The sequence below is a fragment of the Alishewanella sp. WH16-1 genome (genome assembly GCF_001441695.1).
Lineage (GTDB): Bacteria > Pseudomonadota > Gammaproteobacteria > Enterobacterales > Alteromonadaceae > Alishewanella > Alishewanella agri.
Window position 1 is genome coordinate 1 of sequence record NZ_LCWL01000066.1, and the last position, 4,041, is coordinate 4,041.

Annotated in this window: 4 protein-coding genes; all 4 read left to right on the forward strand. The window is 41.4% G+C overall.

The genetic code is table 11. From position 1 onward, the window contains the following. The first annotated feature begins 212 nt into the window (after window positions 1-212). The 4 genes from AAY72_RS06060 (at window position 213) to AAY72_RS06075 (ending at window position 4,039) form a co-directional block, all read left to right on the forward strand. Window positions 213-968: a restriction endonuclease gene (locus tag AAY72_RS06060; RefSeq protein WP_057786058.1), complete on the forward strand. Its 756-nt coding sequence runs from the start codon at window positions 213-215 to the stop codon at window positions 966-968. 88 nt (window positions 969-1,056) lie between these two features. After that, a complete protein-coding gene (locus AAY72_RS06065) occupies window positions 1,057-2,016 on the forward strand; it encodes a hypothetical protein (RefSeq protein ID WP_057786055.1) in 960 nt (319 codons plus the stop codon). 522 nt (window positions 2,017-2,538) lie between these two features. Further along, a complete protein-coding gene (locus tag AAY72_RS06070) occupies window positions 2,539-3,027 on the forward strand; it encodes an MgtC/SapB family protein (RefSeq protein WP_039925421.1) in 489 nt (162 codons plus the stop codon). Between the two features lie 331 nt (window positions 3,028-3,358). Continuing rightward, window positions 3,359-4,039, forward strand: a complete 681-nt coding sequence (locus AAY72_RS06075) for a hypothetical protein (protein WP_057786056.1) — start codon at window positions 3,359-3,361, stop codon at window positions 4,037-4,039. Window positions 4,040-4,041: the final 2 nt, after the last annotated feature.

The following is a 4,041-nucleotide window of genomic DNA, read 5'->3' on the forward strand; positions in this document are numbered from 1 at the left end:
TAAAAATGGGATGATTACCAAGGCATGCTCGACTGGCTATTCATTCTGCCCATACCATAGCGTTATTCGTATTGGAGACTTGGGATGAAAGAAAGAGCCAAAAGTAATGCTAACAATCGCTGGCACGGCGACGTCTTTTACATTGAGGCTTCGCCTCCATTCCAAAGCCGCGTATGCAGCGAGCGTTAGCTTCGCTTAAGGAGAAGATAGTAGTGTGGAAATTTTCTGGAACAGTTGAATACATATGCGATAGCTGTGGAGCCAGTGATGAAATTCCCATAGAGGATTTTTCTATCGAATGTGTTGGCGGTGATGAACGCCAAATGGGGCCTGAAAATTTATTCGATGTTATTTATGAGTTCGAGTGTTCCGATTGTAACGCTGAAATATCATTAAGTTATCAGGTCTCTGAGTATCCCGCAGAAATATTAAATTTTACGCTAAATAATTCAACTGGCGCACAAACTGAAGGCGGCCCTGAATTTGGATATGTCAGAGAGATTTACAGTGCAAGAGATTTATTTGATCTGCATGAATCGATAGCAGAGTTAATCTCGGCTTTAAAAAGCGATAATCAGCTTCTCAGTGAAATAACATCTCGTCAGTTCGAGGAAATTGTTGCTGAGGTCTTTAAATCAAAGGGTTTTGAAGTCGATTTAACTAAAAAAACTCGAGATGGTGGAAAGGACATTATTGCTATCCATACTGATTCATTAGGTATAAAAAATAAATACTTTATCGAGTGTAAGTGTTACTCCGAAAGCAACAAAATAAGTGTAGACGTTGTGCGTGCAATATACGGTGTGAAGAACACAAAAGGTGGCCCTAACAAAGCAATCGTAGTTACTACTTCAACGTTCACTAATGATGCGAGAAAATTCGTTGAAAATGAGGCATCTAGCAGTTGGGATTTGTCTTTAGTTGACCGTGAACAGTTGTTTCAGTGGTTAAATAGCTACGGAAGCTGACAAACGGCATAAAAAATACAGCTGTTGGGAACACTGCTCGCAACAAGTAGCTCGCGTTTGCAGCGAGCGCTAGCTCTCAGGAGAGGTAATGAGCATTATCCAAAATGCGATCGATTCAATCCAAATTGGTGTTGAGGATTTTCAAAGTGAGGACGATAGGCGCAGTGTTTCTGCTGTAAGAAACATTGCAGCTGGAATTTTATTGCTATACAAAGAAAAGCTCTGCCAGCTATCTCCGGACGATAATAAAGAACTACTTATTAAGCAAAATATAAGGCCTGTGCAAAATGAAAAAGGCGAAATTTTTTTTGAGGGCAAAGGCCACAAGACGGTTGATGTACAGTCAATAAAAGAAAGATTTAGTAGTTTGAATGTCTCGGTAGACTGGAATAGATTCGATGAAATTAACAAACTGAGAAACGATTTAGAACACTACTATACTTCTGAATCCCCTGATGCTGTTAGAGAAATCGTAGCTAAGTCGTTTCTATTGATTCGGGATTTTCTATCGGAGCACTTAGGTCAAGATCCTCAGGAAAGTCTCGGCAACGATTGCTGGGCAACGTTGCTTGAGGTGAGCGATGTTTATTCGGCAGAAGAGAAAGCCTGTAAAGCTGCTATTGCTGCAGTCGACTGGAAATATCATTCTGTTGAGGTAGCGCTAAAAAATCTTCGTTGCAGCAAATGCCATTCTTCACTGATACAAGCACCTTATCCTGATGACGTCTATCCAACTATCAACTTACATTGCAAATCATGTGGCTATGATTTCTGTTTTGATGATGTTGTCGAGCAATGTATCGATGATTCTTTGGCTGGAGAGGCAATTAGGAATGCGAAAGATGGTGGTGATTCTCCCTATGATGAGTGTCATGAGTGTGGGAAAAGCACTTTTATTCATGAAGAGGGTTGTTGTGTGGCATGCGACTATGAAATGGAATACACCCGCTGCGAAATTTGCGAAGAGCCGCTTGGTTTAGAAGAACAATACAATGAAGGAAAATGCAGTTACTGCCAGTATCGATGGGAAAAAATCATGGCAGAATGAAGCGCTGTTGTCGGACTGGTTTTCAGCTGCATTCCAGACCAGCTGCAAAGCGCGGCTATACTTCCGCTTTTCGCTCATAGTTAAGATCGTCTGTGTGCCAAAAACGGACATTGACTTTGGCTGTTACTGAATTGCAGGTTTTAGTTAATCCACGAATAAATCTCCCAAACACCTGCACTATCCATCAACAGTATAAGCTGATTTAACGTTTAGCATTTCTTATTAAGTTTTTAACCACGGTCTTGCGGGCGCGAAACCGCTAGAGCGCTTAATTAGCGAAATGATGTACGCTTGGAAGCAATTGATTTAGCGTGGATTAAAGGTTAACTTATTCTGAGTAAAATTCATAAAAGAAGGCAATAGCATTTGCGTCTTGCTGGTTCTTTGAGTAAAGGATAAAAGCTATGCTGGTGATAGGTATTACGAGCATAGGTGCGCAAGGCGCCCCAAACTTTGCGTTAGGTTCGGCCTTGTGAAGAGCCTAGATGAAGTACCGAAAAACGAGAAGTGACAACGAGGACGATGGAAATGTGGCAAGAGATATGGAATACAGTGCTATCGGAATTCTCCGATGTCCAGGATGCGGAGCAAGTTACACGTATCACACTGCGTCTTCTCGTTGCTGCAACCCTTGGAGGCCTATTGGGATACGAGCGGGAGCAGCAAGGCAAGAGTGCGGGGGTGCGAACACACATGATGGTTGCCATAGGGGCGGCACTGTTCGTCCTCATTCCCCAACAAGCAGGGGCATCAAGCGCAGATCTGAGTCGGATATTGCAAGGTCTGATTGCAGGTGTCGGGTTTCTTGGCACCGGAGCCATCATTATGGGAAATAGAGAAGTAGAGACTCGGGGGCTGACGACGGCGGCAAGTATATGGGTAACAGCGGCAATCGGCGTCGCTGCAGGAATGGGACGGGAAACGACCGCCGTCTTGAGCACTCTTATAGCTTTACTCATCCTTTCTGTAGTTCCTTGGATTTACCGGACTAAAAACCAAAATAAAGAGTGATGCGCAAGAACAAAATTTGCCGTCTAACAATTAGCTATCCTTTCAGTCGCTTCGAGCCGCAGGTAAACTCAAGCGTTATTTCTGCTTTTCGCTCTTAGTGAAGATCGTCACAGTGTGCCAAAAGCGGAAGTTCTAAAATGTAAAAATAATTTTAATTGACTTAAAGTGCATTATTGGAAACAAGGCCTTAAATAATTGTTTTTACCAAAAAAATTGATTAGTATTAATATTTACCCAAAATAGAGCTGTGCAATCCATTCGCTGTGTAATTGCGATATAACAGTGTTGGAGATAGCATGTTGAGTCTTTAATCGTAAAAATTGAGATATCAATGGAAAAAATTTTTAGAGCAAGACCTTTCAAGGTTCGAAATGCAGATGAGTATGACGTGTCAAACATTCTCAGCCTTTTCGTTAATCCCATCAATGGTTTAGCTACTCCCTTTGATTATGAAAACTCAATTATTAAAGGGCGAATGGGTTCTGGAAAAACAATGTATTTGCGAGCAAATCATGCATATTATTTATCAGCTCTAGTCCCAAGTTTGATTTCAAAAACTGACGAATTGATACTTCCCATATTTATAAGGTTAAATGACTTTCAGCATATTAAAGAGCCCTCTGAGATATATCGAGCAATAATAATAAAGGTAATCGAAGAGTTGACTTCTATTTATTTGCATCTGGAAGACATGAAGCATTTAGCAGCAATGCAATCTGGAATACAACAAATACCAGAAAGTATGCTTGGTGCTCACAAGTTAGCTACAAGCCTGAAGCAATTGGCACAGCTTGGAAGCGACGAATATATTGAACGGGTTAGTACAGAGTTAGGGTTCAAAGGTGGAATAAAGCCCAAGTTCTTTGAGCTGTCGGCTGAGTGGCGTAACAGTAGCCTAACCGAGCTTAAAAGAAAGCCAAATCCAGGAATAAAAGATATTGAAGAGTGCTATAAAAATCTTTTAGAAGGCCAGGAGGGTAGATTACTTCTGCTTCATACGTATGATCTTTAGGA

Bases quoted from the DNA above. Each gene is read 5' to 3' on its own strand.
- AAY72_RS06065 (WP_057786055.1), top strand. From the start codon at position 1,057: ATGAGCATTATCCAAAATGCGATCGATTCAATCCAAATTGGTGTTGAG.
- AAY72_RS06070 (WP_039925421.1), top strand. From the start codon at position 2,539: ATGGAAATGTGGCAAGAGATATGGAATACAGTGCTATCGGAATTCTCC.
- AAY72_RS06075 (WP_057786056.1), top strand. From the start codon at position 3,359: ATGGAAAAAATTTTTAGAGCAAGACCTTTCAAGGTTCGAAATGCAGAT.